The sequence below is a fragment of the Achromobacter sp. 10T422 genome (assembly GCF_056394065.1).
Genome location: NZ_JBFTHD010000002.1, coordinates 513,941 through 530,262 on the forward strand (window position 1 = coordinate 513,941; position 16,322 = coordinate 530,262).

At 64.8% G+C, this 16,322-nt stretch carries 13 protein-coding genes; 8 read left to right on the top strand and 5 right to left on the bottom strand.

Annotation, left to right across the window (positions count from 1 at the left end; translation table 11 throughout):
* Nucleotides 1–63: 63 nt before the first annotated feature.
* Nucleotides 64–744, bottom strand: a complete 681-nt coding sequence (locus AC1DB0_RS06465) for an LOG family protein (RefSeq protein WP_447577317.1) — start codon at nucleotides 742–744, stop codon at nucleotides 64–66.
* Here AC1DB0_RS06465 and polA point away from each other — a divergent pair.
* From polA to AC1DB0_RS06480, 3 genes are all read left to right on the top strand, one after another.
* Complete coding sequence (polA, locus tag AC1DB0_RS06470) at nucleotides 743–3,460, top strand: DNA polymerase I (RefSeq protein ID WP_054423605.1); 2,718 nt, start codon at nucleotides 743–745, stop codon at nucleotides 3,458–3,460. The genes AC1DB0_RS06465 and polA overlap by 2 nt on opposite strands.
* Before the next feature lie 198 nt (nucleotides 3,461–3,658).
* On the top strand, nucleotides 3,659–4,498 hold the full coding sequence (locus AC1DB0_RS06475) for a ZIP family metal transporter (RefSeq protein WP_175169697.1): 840 nt from the start codon (nucleotides 3,659–3,661) through the stop codon (nucleotides 4,496–4,498).
* Between the two features lie 55 nt (nucleotides 4,499–4,553).
* Nucleotides 4,554–5,342 (top strand): dienelactone hydrolase family protein, encoded by a 789-nt coding sequence (locus tag AC1DB0_RS06480; RefSeq protein WP_054423599.1) that lies wholly within the window; start codon nucleotides 4,554–4,556, stop codon nucleotides 5,340–5,342.
* Between the two features lie 145 nt (nucleotides 5,343–5,487).
* On the opposite strand, the gene AC1DB0_RS06485 is transcribed toward AC1DB0_RS06480, so the two are convergent.
* Entirely contained in the window at nucleotides 5,488–7,149 is a 1,662-nt protein-coding gene (locus tag AC1DB0_RS06485; RefSeq protein ID WP_054423597.1) for a Na/Pi cotransporter family protein, read from the bottom strand.
* Nucleotides 7,150–7,324: 175 nt separating this feature from the next.
* On the opposite strand from AC1DB0_RS06485, the gene AC1DB0_RS06490 reads away from it, so the two are divergent.
* Entirely contained in the window at nucleotides 7,325–8,716 is a 1,392-nt protein-coding gene (locus AC1DB0_RS06490; protein ID WP_175169698.1) for an L-serine ammonia-lyase, read from the top strand.
* A gap of 179 nt (nucleotides 8,717–8,895) precedes the next feature.
* Here the strand turns inward: AC1DB0_RS06490 and htpX are convergent, their stop codons facing one another.
* Entirely contained in the window at nucleotides 8,896–9,777 is an 882-nt protein-coding gene (gene htpX, locus AC1DB0_RS06495) for a protease HtpX (protein WP_054423593.1), read from the bottom strand.
* 155 nt (nucleotides 9,778–9,932) lie between these two features.
* Between htpX and AC1DB0_RS06500 the strand changes: the two genes are divergently transcribed.
* Nucleotides 9,933–10,787 (top strand): DMT family transporter, encoded by an 855-nt coding sequence (locus tag AC1DB0_RS06500; protein WP_175169699.1) that lies wholly within the window; start codon nucleotides 9,933–9,935, stop codon nucleotides 10,785–10,787.
* 30 nt (nucleotides 10,788–10,817) lie between these two features.
* The gene (locus AC1DB0_RS06505; RefSeq protein WP_175169700.1) at nucleotides 10,818–11,675 is read left to right on the top strand and encodes a sulfurtransferase; all 858 of its coding nucleotides are present in this window, start codon (nucleotides 10,818–10,820) and stop codon (nucleotides 11,673–11,675) included.
* A gap of 89 nt (nucleotides 11,676–11,764) precedes the next feature.
* Here the strand turns inward: AC1DB0_RS06505 and AC1DB0_RS06510 are convergent, their stop codons facing one another.
* Together AC1DB0_RS06510 and AC1DB0_RS06515 are read right to left on the bottom strand one after the other, a co-directional pair.
* Nucleotides 11,765–12,334 (bottom strand): phosphonate degradation HD-domain oxygenase, encoded by a 570-nt coding sequence (locus tag AC1DB0_RS06510; RefSeq protein ID WP_054423586.1) that lies wholly within the window; start codon nucleotides 12,332–12,334, stop codon nucleotides 11,765–11,767.
* Between the two features lie 54 nt (nucleotides 12,335–12,388).
* The gene (locus AC1DB0_RS06515) at nucleotides 12,389–13,252 is read right to left on the bottom strand and encodes a LysR family transcriptional regulator (protein ID WP_054424647.1); all 864 of its coding nucleotides are present in this window, start codon (nucleotides 13,250–13,252) and stop codon (nucleotides 12,389–12,391) included.
* A 147-nt stretch (nucleotides 13,253–13,399) separates the two neighbouring features.
* Between AC1DB0_RS06515 and AC1DB0_RS06520 the strand changes: the two genes are divergently transcribed.
* Both AC1DB0_RS06520 and AC1DB0_RS06525 read left to right on the top strand, forming a co-directional pair.
* Nucleotides 13,400–14,473 (top strand): putative 2-aminoethylphosphonate ABC transporter ATP-binding protein, encoded by a 1,074-nt coding sequence (locus tag AC1DB0_RS06520; protein ID WP_054423584.1) that lies wholly within the window; start codon nucleotides 13,400–13,402, stop codon nucleotides 14,471–14,473.
* A 100-nt stretch (nucleotides 14,474–14,573) separates the two neighbouring features.
* A complete protein-coding gene (locus AC1DB0_RS06525) occupies nucleotides 14,574–16,322 on the top strand; it encodes a putative 2-aminoethylphosphonate ABC transporter permease subunit (protein WP_476757915.1) in 1,749 nt (582 codons plus the stop codon).

Genomic DNA, 16,322 nt, shown 5'->3' on the forward strand with positions numbered 1-16,322 from the left:
AGGATGTGACACGACACGCCCCGTCGCCAGGCGGCGGGGCGTGTCTGTTTTCCTGATCAGGAATCAGGCCGGCAGCGACGGCGCGTACTGCGCTTCGGATGTGACTTTGTCGTGGAATTCCACGACACGGCGCACGACCTTGACGGGATCGTCTTCGATGATGAAAAGATCCAGGTCATGCGCGCCGATCATGCCGTTGCTCAACACCTGGTCGCCCAGCCATTCGACCAGGCCAGACCAGTATTCACTGCCCACCAGCACGATGGGTGCCGGCGGAACCTTGCCCGTCTGGATCAGCGTCAACGCTTCGAAGAGCTCGTCCAGCGTGCCAAATCCGCCCGGCATCGCCACGTAGGCGAAGCTGTGCATGAAGAACGTTGCCTTGCGCGAGAAGAAGTATTCGAACGACAGGCTGATGGTTTGGTATTCGTTGTTGTGCGCTTCGTGCGGCAGGCTGATGTTCAGCCCGATGCTGGTGCCGCCTGCTTCGAATGCGCCCTTGTTTGCGGCCTCCATGATGCCGGGGCCGCCCCCAGCGATCACCGCAAAACCGGCGCCGGCCAGGGCGGCCGAAATCGCAACGGTGGTTTCATAGTGGGGGGAATTGCGGCTGACTCGTGCGCTGCCGAAGACGCTGACTGCGGGCCCGATGTTTGCGAGCTTGTCTGCCGCCGTCCGTATCTCTGACATAATCAGCGGAATTTGTTTGCCGGCGGGTGTTTCCATATCTGCCTTTGTAACCATGAAAAAAACCTTATTACTGGTCGACGGTTCAAGTTACTTGTACCGCGCTTTCCACGCTATGCCTGATTTGCGCAATGCGCAAGGCGAACCTACGGGTGCGCTCTACGGCGTGGTGAACATGTTGCGCAAGCTTGTATCTGACCACAAGGCAGAGTATGCCGCATGTATTTTCGATGCTCGCGGCAAGACCTTCCGGGACGACCTCTATCCCGAATACAAGTCGCACCGTCCTCCCATGCCGGAGGACCTGGCCGCGCAGATCGAACCCATCCACCGCGCCGTGCGCGCGCTGGGCTGGCCGGTGCTGGCCATTGAAGGGGTGGAAGCCGATGACGTGATCGGCACCCTGGCCAAGCGTGCCACCGAACACGACGTGCACACCATCGTCTCTACGGGTGATAAAGACCTGGCGCAGTTGGTCAACAGCCACGTCACGCTGGTCAACACCATGACGGGCGAAGTGCTGGACGAACCTGGCGTCGTCAATAAATTCGGCGTGCCCGCAGACCGCATCGTTGACTACCTGATGCTGGTGGGCGACACCGTGGACAACGTGCCGGGCGTCACCAAGGTCGGCCCGAAGACGGCCGTCAAATGGCTGACTGAATTCGGTTCCATCGATAAGCTGATCGAAGGCGCCGATGGCATCAAGGGCGTGGCGGGCAACAACTTGCGTGAAGCCATTCCGAACTTTCCGCTGACGCGCCAACTGCTCACGGTCAAGTACGACTGTGACTTGACCGGCCATATCGAAAGCGTGGACGACCTGACGCCGCGCGCGCGCGACGACGCCACGCTGACCGAGCTGTACGAGCGCTATGGTTTCCGCACCTGGCTGCGCGACCTGACGGGCGACGCCGAGCGCGTGCCCACTGGGGATGCGCGCGTTGCAGCCGAGGCGCCGGCGGCGCCTACTGAAATCGACTACCGCATCATTTCCGACTGGGCTGAATTCGACGCCTGGTTTGAGAAGCTGCAAGGCGCATCGCTGGTGGCGCTGGATACCGAAACGACTTCGCTTGATCAGATGCAGGCGCGGCTGGTTGGCTTGTCGCTGGCGGTGGAGCCGGGCGTGGCCTGCTACATCCCCGTGGCCCATCGCGGCCCGGACGGCGCCACCCAACTGCCCAAGGCCGAAGTGCTGGCGCGATTGAAGCCGTGGCTGGAAGACGCCTCGCGCGCCAAGCTGCTGCATCACGCCAAGTACGACGCCCATGTGTTCGCCAACGAAGGCATCAAGCTTGCGGGCATCACCGACGACACGATGCTGCAGGCCTACGTGCTGGAATCGCATCGCGGCGTGGGGCTGAATGATCTGGCCCAGCGCTATCTGGGCCGCAGCGGCGTGTCGTATGAAGACCTGTGCGGCAAGGGCGCCAAGCAGATCGGCTTTGACGAAGTGGCGGTGGACAAGGCCGGCCATTACGCGGCCGAAGACGCAGACTTCACCTTGCAGCTGCATCAGGTGCTGCGCCCAATGGTGGCGGCCGACGAAGGCTTGAACCGCATCTACCAGCTTGAGATCCAGGTGTCGGCGGTGCTGACCACCATCGAACGCAATGGCGTGAAGGTGGATGCCGCTGAACTCGGCCGCCAAAGCCACAAGCTGGGCCAGGAAATGCTGCGGCTGGAACAAAAGGCCTATGAACTGGCCGGCCAGCCGTTCAACCTGAATTCGCCCAAGCAGTTGGGCGAGATCCTGTTTGAGCGCATGCAGCTGCCCGTGGTGCGCAAGACCGCAAGCGGCGCGCCGTCTACCGACGAAGACGTGCTGACCAAGCTGGCGCAAGACTATCCGCTGCCGCAGGTGCTGCTGGAATATCGGGGCTTGTCCAAGCTGAAGTCCACGTACACGGACAAGCTGCCGCGCATGATCAACCCGAATACCGGGCGCGTGCATACGCGCTATTCGCAGGCGGCGGTGATCACGGGCCGTCTGGCGTCGTCTGATCCCAACTTGCAGAACATTCCGGTGCGCACCGAGGCTGGCCGCCGCGTGCGCGAAGCGTTCATCGCTGAACAGGGCGTGTTGCTGTCGGCGGACTATTCGCAAATTGAATTGCGCATCATGGCGCATGTGTCCGACGACGAAAACCTGCAACGCGCCTTCGCCGCTGGCGAGGACATCCACCGCGCCACGGCCTCGGAAGTGTTCGGCGTGGCCTTGCCGGATGTGTCCACCGAGCAGCGCCGCGCGGCCAAGGCCATCAACTTTGGCTTGATCTACGGCATGGGCGTGTTCGGCCTGGCGTCCAACCTGGGCATCACGCGCGACGCGGCGCAGGCGTATATCGACCGCTACTTCGCCCGCTATCCCGGCGTGGCGATGTACATGGAAAATACCCGCCGCTTGGCGCGCGAACAAGGCTATGTGGAAACCGTATTCGGCCGCCGGCTGCAATTGCCGGAAATCCGCGGGGCGTCGGGCCCGCGCCGGCAGGGCGCAGAACGGGCCGCCATCAACGCGCCCATGCAAGGCACCGCGGCTGACCTGATCAAGATGGCCATGGTGGCCGTGCAAGATTGGCTGGAAGCGGAAAAGCTGCAAACGCGCATGATCATGCAGGTGCACGATGAACTGGTGCTGGAAGCACCGGACGCCGAGATCGACGTGGTCAAGGAAGCGTTGCCCCGTTTGATGTGTGCAGTGGCTGAGCTGCGCGTGCCGCTGGTGGCCGAAGTGGGCATGGGCAAGAACTGGGAGCAGGCGCACTAAGGGCGGCTAGGAAGGGCGACCAGGAAGGGCGACCAGGAAGGGCGACCAGGAAGAAGGGCGCCCACTGGTGGCGACTGCACCCCGCGCCGTTTTGCTGGCTTGAACATCGGTGGGCCGTCTTCGGACGGCCCATTTCCGATTTTGGGATTGCAACAATATAATGTTGCGCTTCCCTCCCGCCTTTATTGCGTCCCCCAAATGTTGCTGCTCTGGGTCTTGCTTGCCACCGTAACCGGCGGGCTCATCGCCGTCTTTGTCGCCAGCTGGCTGGCCTACAGAGTGTTTGCCCAATACCTGCATCACATGGTCAGCCTGTCGGTGGGCGTGCTGTTGTCGGTGGCGCTGTTGCACCTGCTGCCCGAGGCCTTTGAAGGCGCGGTGGGCGATGCCCATGCGTTGTTCGGGCTGATGCTGGCTTCGCTGATCGGCTTCTTCGTGCTGGAGAAGATTGCGCTGCTGCGCCACAGCCATCACCACGAAGGCGACGGCCATCACCATCACAAGGGCCACGACCATCACGAAGCGGGCCGTGGCGGCATGTTGATTCTGATCGGCAGCTCGTTGCACAACCTGTGCGACGGCGTGCTGGTGGCGGCGGCCTTCCTGACCGACCCGCTGCTGGGCGTGCTGACGGCGGCGTCGATCATCGTGCATGAAGTGCCGCACAAGCTGAGCGATTTCGTCGTGCTGCTGAACGCGGGCCTGGCGCGCCGCCGGGCGTTTTCGCTGATTCTCTTCACCAGCTTGTGTTCAGCCGTGGGCGGCATAATAGGGTACTTCGTGCTGCAGCAGGCGCAGGGCTGGGTGCCGTATGTCTTGGTGGTTGCCGCCAGCAGCTTCCTCTATATCTCGGTGGCCGATCTGATGCCGCAGATGCACGAACGGGTATCCCTTTCGGATGCCGTCCCGCAATTGCTGCTGGTAGGCGTGGGCGTGGTGCTGATCTACAGCGTGACGACCCTGATGCACCATGGACACGAGCACGGGGCCGAAGCCGGCCACGGCGCGCCCCATGCGGAGCACGCTCACACGCACTAGGACGCGCGCGGACGGGATGCCCGGCCGTCTTCGATTCCACCCTAGGAGTGTGCCCATGAGTTTTTCCGCCGCCGCCGGTAACGTCGCGCCTACCGTCATCCATACCGACACGGATGGACTGGTCCACGGGGATTTCAAACTGCCCGTGGCCGATGGTTCCATCGCCGCCTATTACGCGGCCCCTGAAGGCCGCCGCGACCTGCCCATCGTGCTGGTCGTGCAAGAGATCTTCGGCGTGCACGAGCACATCAAGGATCTGTGCCGCCGCGTGGCCAAGGCCGGCTACCTGGCCGTTGCCGCCAACCTGTACGAGCGCCAGGGCGATGCCTCGGTCTACACCGACATCCCCAAACTCATCGCCGAACTGGTCAGCAAAGTGCCGGACGAGCAGGTGTTTGCAGACCTGGACGCCAGCGTGGCCTGGGCCGCGCAGAACGGCGGCGACGCCAAGCGTGTGGCCGTGACGGGTTTTTGCTGGGGCGGCCGCCTGACCTGGATGTATGCCGCGCACAATCCCGATGTGAAGGCGGGAGTGGCCTGGTACGGCAAGCTGAGCGTCGGCCATGGCCCGCTGATCAAGCGTGTGGCCTTCGACGTGGTGAACGAATTGCACGGCCCCGTGCTGGGCTTGTACGGGGCTAAGGACGCCAGCATTCCGCTGGCCGACATCGAGACCATGAAGACAAAGCTGGCTGCGGGAAATGCCGCCGCCAAGCAGTCGGAATTCGTCGTCTACCCGGATGCCGACCACGCGTTCCTGGCGGACTACCGCGCCAGCTACAAGCCGGAAGCGGCGAAAGATGGCTGGAGCCGGATGCTCGCTTGGTTCCAGCGCTATCTGTAGGGACGAGGCGCAGGCATCCTTGAACGAAGGCGCCAATAAGCGTGGGCGCCAATAAGCGTAAGCGCCCATAAGTAAGCGCCCATAAATAAGCGCCCATAAATAAGCGCCCATAAAGAAACCGGCCCAAGGGCCGGTTTCTTTTTGTTCAGTTCCCGGCTTCGCGCAGCCGGCTCGGCAGCAGCTCGCCGTGCCGGGCTAGCAGCGGGTAAGCCGCCGCGCCCACCAGATGCGAGTTGATGCCCTTCATGTCGCGCAGGATATCCAGATACAGCGCGCCGACTTCGGCGGCGTCGACCTGACCGGCCTTGATCTTTTGCAGGTGCGTCTCGGATGCCTGGATTTCGATGTTGCGGAAACGCGCCTTCTCGCCGGCAAGGGCCCGGGCCTGGCGCAGATCGTCGTTGACGAACAGGGCCGCGGCTTGGCGCTCGTTGGCGATCAGCTGGCCCAGCGTATCGTCCAGGCTGGCGCGCTGTTCGGGCGAGAAGGTCCAGCCCTGTTTGCGCAGCTTGGCGACGTGGCTCAAGAGGCCGTGGTGGGCGATGTCGCCCGCATGGCCGATGTTGCTGGTGAAGGCCAGGATGTCGTCCATGCGCTGCACGTCGTCGCGCGTCATGTTTTCCTGATCCAGCGTGGCCAGGTACGTCGTGATGGCGTTTTCCAGCTTGTCCAGCGCGGCGTCCAGCTGGCGCGCCTGGACCATGCGGTGGCGGTTGTCGCGCTTGAAACCGGCGCGCGCGTACAGCAGCAGCGTTTGCACCATATCGGCCATGCGCAGCGCTTCGCGTGCGGCGTTGCCCAGCGCCACGGCCGGCACGTCGTGCGCCCACTCGTCCAGATATTGGGGACGGGAAGGGTCGTTCGGGTCGGCGCGTTTGGGCAGCCAGCGGGTGAGCAGGGCGGCGTAGGGCGTGAGCAGCGGCAGGAACACCAGGGCGATCACCGCGTTGAACAGCGTGTGGAAGTTGGCCACGGCGCGTGCCGGGTCGCTGGCCATGTCGCTCATCAGCGGTTGCAGCACGGGCAGCAGAATCAGGCCGGCCAGCACGCCCAGCACGCGGGTCAGCAGGTTGCCCAGCGGCAGGCGGCGGGCGGCCGGGTCGTCGCCCGTCACGCCTTCGATCATCGGGTTGATGGCGGTGCCCAGGTTGGCGCCCAGCACCAGCGCAAAAGCCACGTGCGGCGCCACCATGTGATGGCTGGCCAGCGACATTACCAGCACCACAACCGCCACGCTGGAGTGCGCGGCCCAGGTGAAGGCGGCCGACAGCAGCACGGCAGCCACCGGCTGGGTGGACAGCGCGTCAAGAATCATGCCCAGCATGGGGGCGGTCTGGAACGGCTCGAAAAGCTCAACGAGTTGATGCAGCGACAGCAGCAACAGCCCCAGCCCGATGAACACCCGGCCCAGGTCGCGGGTGCGGCCCGGCGGATAGCGCCGGAACATCCACACGCCCGCCAGGATCAGGATGGGAGCAAGCGAAGTCAGGTCAAACGACAGCAGCTGAACGATCAGGGTGGTGCCGACGTTGGCCCCCAGCATCGCGGCCAGGGCGGGCACCAGGCCGACCACGCCGCCTGCGGCGAAGCCGGTAATCATGAGGCCGGTGGCGGTGCTGCTTTGCAGGGCGGCGGTGATGCCCAGCCCGGCGGCAAAGGCACGCAAGCGCGTACCCAGCGCTTTGCCCAGCGCCGCGCCCAAGGCCGCGCCGAAAGCGCGCTGGACGCCCGTTTGGACCATGTGCACCCCCCAAAGGAGGAGCGCGACGTAGCCGGCGAAGTCAAGCAGGGTAATAAGTCCAGACATCCAGGGGTAGTTCCGTTCTTTTTATGACATGAAATAATTCTGTAATGATCGCACGCCTGACCGGGCGGCGAAACCCGGCGGCGCAATACAGCTTACGCGCGTCGGGCCTTTACTGCGCGCGGCTGTGGCTGCGCGTATCATTGCCTGACTATTCTTAGATGTACTGGAGTTTCGCGTGGCCGTTTCCGTATTCGATCTGTTCAAGATAGGCATAGGCCCGTCTAGCTCCCATACGGTGGGCCCGATGCGGGCCGCATTGCTATTTGCGCAGGGGCTTGAACGCGACGGCCTGATCCCCCAAGTCGCCTATGTGCGCGCCGAAATGTACGGCTCGCTGGGCGCCACCGGCAAGGGCCACGGCACCGACAAGGGCGTGCTGCTGGGCCTGATGGGCGAAGCCCCCGACACGGTTGACCCGGCGGCGATTGCCGGCATGCTGGCCTCGGTGCGCGCCAGCCGCCAACTGCCCCTGCTTGGCCGTTTCCCCGTCCCCTTCATCGAGAAGGAACACATGGTGTTCTACCGCCGCGAAGCGATGGCCGAACACCCCAATGGCATGAAGTTTCACGCCATGGGCGCCAATGGCGAGTCGCTGCGTGAATCGCGCTATCTGTCGGTAGGCGGCGGCTTTGTCGTGACGGCCGGCGCGTCGAACAGTCAGGTCATTGCCGCGCATAACCAGTTGCCGTATCCGTTCCGCTCGGGCCGTGAGCTGCTGACCATGTGCCGCGAAAGCGGCATGACCGTGGCGCAGCTGATGATGCAAAACGAGCTGACCTGGCGCGAAGCGTCGGAAACGCACAGCGGGCTGGACCGTATCTGGCAGGTCATGCAGGACTGCGTGGCGCGTGGCTGTGGCATCAATTACCCGGAAGCCGATGGCGAATTGCCCGGCCCGCTGCGCGTGCGCCGCCGCGCCCCCGAGCTCTACCGCAACCTGACGCAGCGCGCCGAGCGCACCTTGTCCGACCCCTTGTCGGTGATGGACTGGGTCAACCTGTACGCCATGGCCGTCAACGAAGAAAACGCGGCCGGTGGGCGTGTGGTGACGGCGCCGACCAACGGCGCAGCCGGCATCATCCCGGCCGTGCTGCATTATTACGACCGCTTCGTGCCGGGCGCCAACAGCGACGGCGTGCGCAATTTCCTGCTGACCGCCGCGGCGGTGGGGCTACTGTACAAGTACAACGCGTCGCTGTCGGGAGCCGAAGTGGGCTGTCAGGGCGAAGTGGGCGTGGCGTGTTCGATGGCTGCGGGCGGCTTGGCGGCCGCCTTGGGCGGCACGGTCGAGCAGGTAGAGAACGCCGCCGAGATCGGCATGGAGCACAACCTGGGCCTGACGTGCGACCCCGTGGGCGGGCTGGTGCAAATTCCCTGTATCGAGCGCAACGCCATGGCCTCCATCAAGGCCGTGAACGCGGCGCGGATGGCGCTGCGCGGCGACGGGCAGCACTATGTGTCGCTGGATTCGGTCATCAAGACGATGCGCGAAACGGGCGCCGACATGAAGACGAAGTACAAGGAAACCGCGCGTGGCGGCTTGGCGGTGAACATCGTCGAGTGCTGATCCAGGCGTGACCGGGCGCGTGGCGTAGGCCTTCATTCTGGCCGTGACCCGGGCCTTTATCATCGGCGTGACCGGGCCTTGATCCGGCGCCCGGCACATCGATCCGGCAACCAGCCGGCCCAAGAAAAAGCCCCTCTGACGAGGGGCTTTTTGCTGCCTGCCTGCAAGTGGTGCTGGGGTCAGACCACGCGTGCGTTTTGCAGGGCGGCGATACGGGACGGGATCGGCGGGTGCGAGGCGAACATGGCTGCCAGGCCGCCCTTGCCGGTGATGCCGGAAGCTTCAAACGACTTGGGCAAATCGCCCGGCTCCAGGCCGCCCAGGCGCGCCAGGGCGCGGATCATCGGTTCGCGCGCGCCCATCAGGTGAGCCGAACCGGCGTCGGCGCGGTATTCGCGCTGGCGCGAGAACCAGGCCACGATGATCGAGGCCAGCACGCCGAAAATGATTTCACAGACCAGCACGGTGATGTAATAGCCCGGGCCGATGCCGCGTTCGTTCTTGAACACGACGCGGTCGATGAAGTAGCCAACCACGCGCGCCAGGAAGACGACGAACGTGTTCACCACGCCCTGGATCAGCGTCAGCGTGACCATGTCGCCGTTGGCGATGTGGGCCACTTCGTGCGCGAGCACGGCCGCGACTTCTTCTTCGCTCATGCTTTCAAGCAGGCCCGTCGACACGGCAACCAGCGAGTCGTTCTTGAACGCGCCGGTGGCGAATGCGTTGGGGGCGCCTTCATAGATGGCGACTTCCGGGCGGCCGATGCCGGCGCGGTCGGCCAGCTGGTGCACGGTGTCGACCAGCCAGGCTTCGCGCTGGCTGCGCGGCGCGTTCGGGTCCAGCACTTGTGCGCCGGTGCTCCATTTGGCCATCGGCTTGCTGATCAGCAGCGAGATGATCGCGCCGGTAAAGCCCACGACCACCGAGAAGATCAGCAGCGCGTTGAGGTTCAGGCCATTGGCGGTGATGTAGCGGTCTACGCCCAGGATGCGCAGCGTGGCCGACAGCACGAGCATGACGGCCAGGTTGGTGATGACGAACAAGACAATGCGTTTCATGTTTTTTGTGTTCCTCTGCGAGCGGGAAATACCCGGGGTTCGACATGGCGGCGGCCCGCCAGTTCCCCGACTCGCCGGCACCGCTCCCGGTGACGGAGAGTATAGTATCGCTTTCCCCTATTTCTCCCCCACTTTTCCCTTAGCGCAGACCCCCAATGCAGGCTCTTTGGATGTTGCTGGCGTCCGCCATGTTCGCCATCATGGGGTCGTTCGTGAAGCTCGGCACCGAGCACGGCGCGTCGTTGCCGCAGATCGTGCTTTTCCGCGGGCTCCCCTCCGTCATTCTGTTGCTGCTGTGGGCGCGCGCCGGCCGGCAATCCATCATCCCCACCAGTTGGAAGCTGCACATCTGGCGCAACTTGTCTGGCGTCACGTCGATGTGGCTGGGGTTTTTCGCGATCTCGCATTTACCGCTGGCTACCGCCACCAGCCTGAACTACACGGCGCCGCTGTTCATCGCCTGTTGGATGTTGGGCTGGGGCGGCGCGCAGCGCGACCCGGTGCGCATCATTGCTGTGGCGCTGGGTTTTCTGGGCGTGATCGCCGTGCTGCGTCCCAGTATTACCGACGACCAGTGGCTGGCCGCAGTGATGGGGATGGGCGCGGGCGCCATGTCGGCCATCGCCATGATGCAGATCCGCCAATTGGGCCGCATCGGTGAACCCGAGTGGCGCACCGTGCTGTTTTTCTCCGTGGCGGTCTGCGTGTCGAGCCTGGCCGGGCTGTGGTTTGAAGGGTGGGGCCAGGCCGACTGGCAGGGCTACGCATCGCTGTTTGGCGTGGGCGTGGCGGGCATGTTTGGCCAGTTGGCCATGACCCGGGCCTTCGGCATGGGCTCAGCCCTGCTGACGGCGGCGTTGCAGTACAGCACCATTATTTTCGCGGCCTTGCTGGGCATGGGGTTCTGGGGCGACCATCTGGACGCCCTGGCCTGGGCCGGCATGGGCTTGATCATTTCTGCGGGTCTGCTGTCGGTGTGGCGCACCATGCGCGACCCCAAGCCGACCTGACCCGCCTCTTTTCGATCAGGAGCACCCCGAATGACGATGACACTGATTTCCGCCGCCGACCTGGCCGCACGCCTGGGCGCGAGCGATGCGCCTGACGTGCGCATCTTCGATGTGCGCCATGACCTGACCAACCACGCCGCGGGCCGCCAGGCTTATGACGCCGGCCACCTTCCCGGCGCGCGTTATCTGGATCACGAAACCGAGCTGGCCGCGCCGCGCACCGGCAAGAACGGACGCCATCCGCTGCCGTCGCGCGCCGAATTCGGCGCCTTGATGGCCGCGCACGGCGTCACGCCGCAAACGCTGGTGGTGGCGTATGACGCCAGCGGCGGCATGTACGGCGCGCACTTGTGGTGGATGTTGCGCTGGCTGGGCCATGAGCGCGTAGTGGTGCTGGATGGCGGCTGGCAAGCCTGGGTGGCTGCGGGTCTGCCGACCACGACCGAGGCCGCGCCGGCAGTCAAGGCGGGGCAACCGGTGGAACCCGGCGCATCGCTCGCGGGTGCCGTCGACGCCCGCGCCGTGCTGGACAACATCGCCCAGCCGTCCTTCACCGTGATCGATGCACGCGCCGCCAACCGCTATCGCGGCGAGGTCGAGCCGATGGACCCGGTGGCCGGCCACATCCCCGGCGCCCTGAACCGCCCCAACGGCGAGAACCTGCAAGCCGACGGCCGCTTCAAATCCGCCGAGCAATTGCGCACCGAATTCTCGGGCCTGCTGGCAGGGCGCGACCCGGCAGCAATTGTCCATCAGTGCGGCTCGGGCATTACTGCCTGCCACAACCTGCTGTCCATGGAGATCGCGGGCTTGTCCGGATCGCGCCTGTACCCGGGCTCGTGGAGCGAGTGGTGCAGCGACCCATCCCGCCCGGTGGCCAAGGGCTGAAGTAGGAGGCTGCCGGGCCAAGGCAGCCGACGAGCCAGGGCAGAGGCCGCCGCGGGCTTCAGCTAGCGCCGCCGCGCCCTAGCCGCGCATCACCAGATCGCCGCCAGCTTGACCCGCCCGGAGACGCTTTCGGCGATCTCCAGGAAATGGTCCAGGGGCGGCGTCGCCAGCCCCGGCACCTTGGCCATATCGTCCCAACGCCTTAGACGAATCGCATCCGGCGCACCCGGCATGCTGGCGAAATCMACCGCCTGGCCCGCATCGAAACTGCCCCCTTGCAGCGCCAGGCTGCGCTTGGAGTCCTCCGAGAGCGACGCTTCATATTGCGGCTCCACGTAGCAAAGATAGCGCTTGGCTTCAACATGGAGCCGGATGGGGTCCAGCACAGCCGAACTGAACAGCCCGCGCAGGAAAGGCAGCACGAAATATTGATGCTTGTCGTCGATGCCGCGCAGCGTGGGCGTGCCGGGCCGGTCCGCAATCAGGTGGCCCAGGTCATGCAACAGGCAGGCCGTGATCAGTTGCGCGTTTGCGCCATTGCGTTCGGCCAGCGATGCCGTTTGCAGCGCATGCCGCAAATGGCTCACGGACTCGCCGTGATAGGAACGGTGCCCCCGTTCCAGGAAAATCTGCTCGATGTCTTGCAAGGTCAAGGCCATGGTTGTCTCCTGAGTGGCCGCAAGGGGGAGGGGGCGGGCAGTGACCGTTGACGGTCAGCCGGCTGCCGGCGCCATCTCCAGAAAGCGCGCGATCAATTGCACCGGTTGGCGCTCGCGCAGGCAGTACAGGTATTCGTTCATCATGATCTCGGCCCCCTGGATATCCAGGGCCGCCAGATCCGGATGGGACGGGATTTCACGCGACGGGATCAGGCTGATCCCCAGGTCGCAAAGAATGGCTTGCCGGATCGATTCGCGGCTGCCGATCTCCAGCGTGCGGCGCACTGTGACGCCGGCCTGCGCCAGCGCGTCTTCGGTCAGCTGACGCGTCATGGAGCCGGGTTCGCGCAGCAGCACCGCATGGTCGGCCAGATCGGCCAGACGCACCTTGCCGCGCCGCGCCAGCGGATGGTCGCGGTGGGTGACAACGCGGATCGGGTCGGCGGCAATCATCCGGCGGTACAGATGCTTGTCATCCATCAGAAAAGAAGACGTGGCAATCTCGATGCGGTAGTCGTGCAGCGCTTGCAGCATCGACTGCGAATTGCCGATGGTCACCGTCAGGTCGATGCCCGGATAGCGCTGGTTGTACCGGCGCACGGTATCCATGATGTAGAAGGGGCCTGTTGCGCCAATGCGCAGGTTGCCTTCACGCAGGTCGCTCGCGTCGCGCAGCCGGAAATCGATTTCGGTTTCCTGCTGCACCAGCTTTTCCACCATGGGCATCAGGCTGTGGCCGGCGTCAGACAGCCGCATGCCGCGGCCTTGCCGGTGGAACAGTTCAACGCCGTAACGCGACTCCAGCTGGCGCAGTTGCCCCGTCACCGTGGGTTGGCTGACACCCAGTTGGGCGGCGGCTTTGGTGACGGTGCCGCAGCGAGCCACGGCGTAGAAGGATTTGAGTTCGGCGACAAGCACGATGGTGAGGGCGGGAAAGGGACGCAATGCGCAAGACCGCCAGTACACCAAAATAATTTGATGTTTTTATTACTGCATTTGCGCGAAGTGTCATAAACGCTCAATACGCGCCTTCCATACTGCCTTCGTTCCCAGACCGGAGGCACCATGCCCCAACCCGATAGCGCCTTTCTCTCAGTACGAAATTTAGTGAAACGATTCGGCAGCCACACGGCGCTGGCGGACGTCTCGCTGGATATCCGCGCCGGAGAGCTGGTGTGCCTGCTGGGCCCGTCCGGGTGCGGCAAGACGACGCTCTTGCGCGCCATTGCCGGGCTGGAGCGCCAGGACAGCGGCGCGATCGTGCTGTCGGGCCGCGATATTTCTTACGCCGAACCGCAAGAGCGCGACTACGGCATCCTGTTCCAGTCCTATGCGCTGTTTCCCAACCTGACCGTGGCGCAGAACGTGGCGTACGGCCTGAGCGGCAAGCGCGCGCATCGCAAGCATGTCGCCAGCCGGGTCGAGGAAATGCTGACGCTGGTTGGCCTGGCGGGCGCGGCGGATAAATATCCGGGACAGATCTCGGGCGGCCAGCAGCAGCGCGTGGCCCTGGCGCGCGCGCTGGCCCCGTCGCCCTCATTGCTGTTGCTGGACGAACCGATGTCGGCGCTGGACGCCCGCGTGCGTGAACATCTGCGCATCGAGCTGCGTGCGTTGCAAAAGCGGTTGTCCATTACGACGCTGATGGTGACGCATGATCAGGAAGAGGCCATGGTGATGGCCGACCGCATCGCCGTCATGAATGGCGGCGTCATTGAACAGTACGGCACGCCGCGCGAACTGTATCGTCAGCCGGGCTCGGCCTTCATTGCCGACTTCGTGGGTGAAGCGAACTGGCTGCCGTTCGAACGCGTTGATGCTCACCGAGCGCGCGTCGGCCGTCAGGAACTGGCGGTGGACGAGGCGTTGGGCGGCCAGTCGGGCAAGCTGTTTGTGCGCCCCGAAGCGGTGCGCGTCACCATGGCGCGCCCGGAAGAACCCAATTCGATGTTGGCCGATGTGCTGGACGGCGTGTTCCTGGGCCGCGGTTACCGCCTGGCCTTGCGGCTGGAAGGGGTGCCCGGGTCCACCGTGCATTCCATCGTGTCCCCCGAAATCGGAGACGCCCTGTTGGGCCCTCACGCTGCCAGCCGTTGCTGGGTGGAGCTGCCGCGCCATGCGATTCGCGCCTACGCTTGAGCCCGTCATGACCGGTTCGCCTTCCGTGGCTGAGACCCCCTCCGCGCCGATGGCCGCTGCCACTGTGTCTGCGGCCATGCCGGCGGGAATGCCGGCAGCAATGCCGCCCCCCGTGTCCGCTAAAACGCCAGCCAACAGTCCCGCGCTGGCCTTGGGCCGCCGTCCCATGCCCGCCTGGATCGGCGCGCTGGGTTTGACGATGGGGCAGGGCGCGCTGGTCTTGTTTCTGGTGCTGTTTCTGGCGCTGCCGTTGATCGCCATCCTGGCCAAGTCCGTGACGGATAACGACGGCGCCTGGGCGGGCTTGTCGGTCGTCGGCAGCATCATCGGCGCTGAAGGCTTTCTGCCGATGGTCGGGCGCAGCCTGACGGTAGGCATCGTGACCATGCTGCTGGTCGTGCCTTGCGCTTACGCGTTTGCCTACGGCCTGACGCGTACGCGTCTGCCGGGCAAGGGCCTCTTGCGCACCATCGCCTTGCTGCCGCTGCTGGCCCCGTCGCTGTTGCCTGGCATTGCACTGGTCTACCTGTTAGGCAACCAGGGCCTGCTCAAGGGGCTGACGGGCGGCGCCACCATCTACGGATTCTGGGGCATCGTCGTGGGCGAGGCGTTCTACACCTTCCCGCACGCGCTGATGATTCTGCTGACCGGCCTGACGCTGGCCGATGGGCGCCTGTACGACGCGGCGCGCGCCATGGGCGCAGGGCCGTGGCGCACCTTCATGACCGTCACCTTGCCCGGCACGCGTTATGCCGTGTTCTCGGCCTGCTGCGTGGTGTTCACGTTGACGGTCACTGATTTCGGCGTACCCAAGGTGGTGGGCGGTGACTACAACGTGCTGGCCATGGAAGCCTACAAAGCGGTGGTCGGCCAACAGAACTTCCCCAAGGGCGCGGCGATCGGCATCTTGCTGCTGCTGCCGGCCTTGCTGACCTTCGTGCTGGACCGCCGCCTGCGTGCCCGTCAAGGCGCCCAGATGAGCGGCCGCGCCCAAGCCTACGCGGCGGGCCAGAACCGCCGCCGTGACGCTGCATTCCTGGCGCTGGCGGGCGTGATGGCCGCCTTCCTGCTGCTGATCATCGGCGTGGCCGTCTGGGCGTCCTTCGTGAAGATGTGGCCGTACAACCTGTCGATGTCGCTGCGGTCCTACGACTTCGACAACATGGACGGCGGCGGCTGGCTGGCCTGGCGCAACAGCTTGCAGCTGGCGTTTTGCACGGCCCTGATCGGCACGGCCGTGGTTTTCGTGGGCGCCTGGATGATGGAAAAGGTGCCGGCGCGCGGCCAGGTGGCGCGCGGTTTGCGCGGCGTGGTCAGCATGCTGGCGTTGATGCCGATGGCCGTGCCTGGCCTGGTGCTGGGCCTGGGCTACATCTTCTTCTTCAACAGCCTGATGAATCCGCTGAACATGTTGTACGGAACCATGCCGCTGCTGATCTTGTGCACGGTTGTCCACTTCTACACCAGCGCGCATCTGACGGCCGCCACCGCGCTGAACGCGCTGGACCCGGAATTCGAAGCGGCATCCGCGTCGCTGAAGGTGCCGCGCATGACGACGTTCCTGCGCGTGACTTTGCCGATGTGCCTGCCCGCCGCGCTGGATGTCGCCCGCTACCTGTTTGTTTCCGCCATGACGACCGTGTCGGCCGTGGTGTTCCTGTACAGCCCGTCCACGGTGCTGGCCGCCGTTGCCGTGCTTAACATGGACGACGCTGGCTTCATCGGCCCGGCCGCCGCCATGTGCACGGTAATCATGGCCAGTTCCGCCACGGCGGCTCTGGTGTTGCATCTGGCCAGCCGTGCGCTGGTGGCGCGCAGCCAGGCCTGGCGCCGTCCCGTGGCTCTTTGA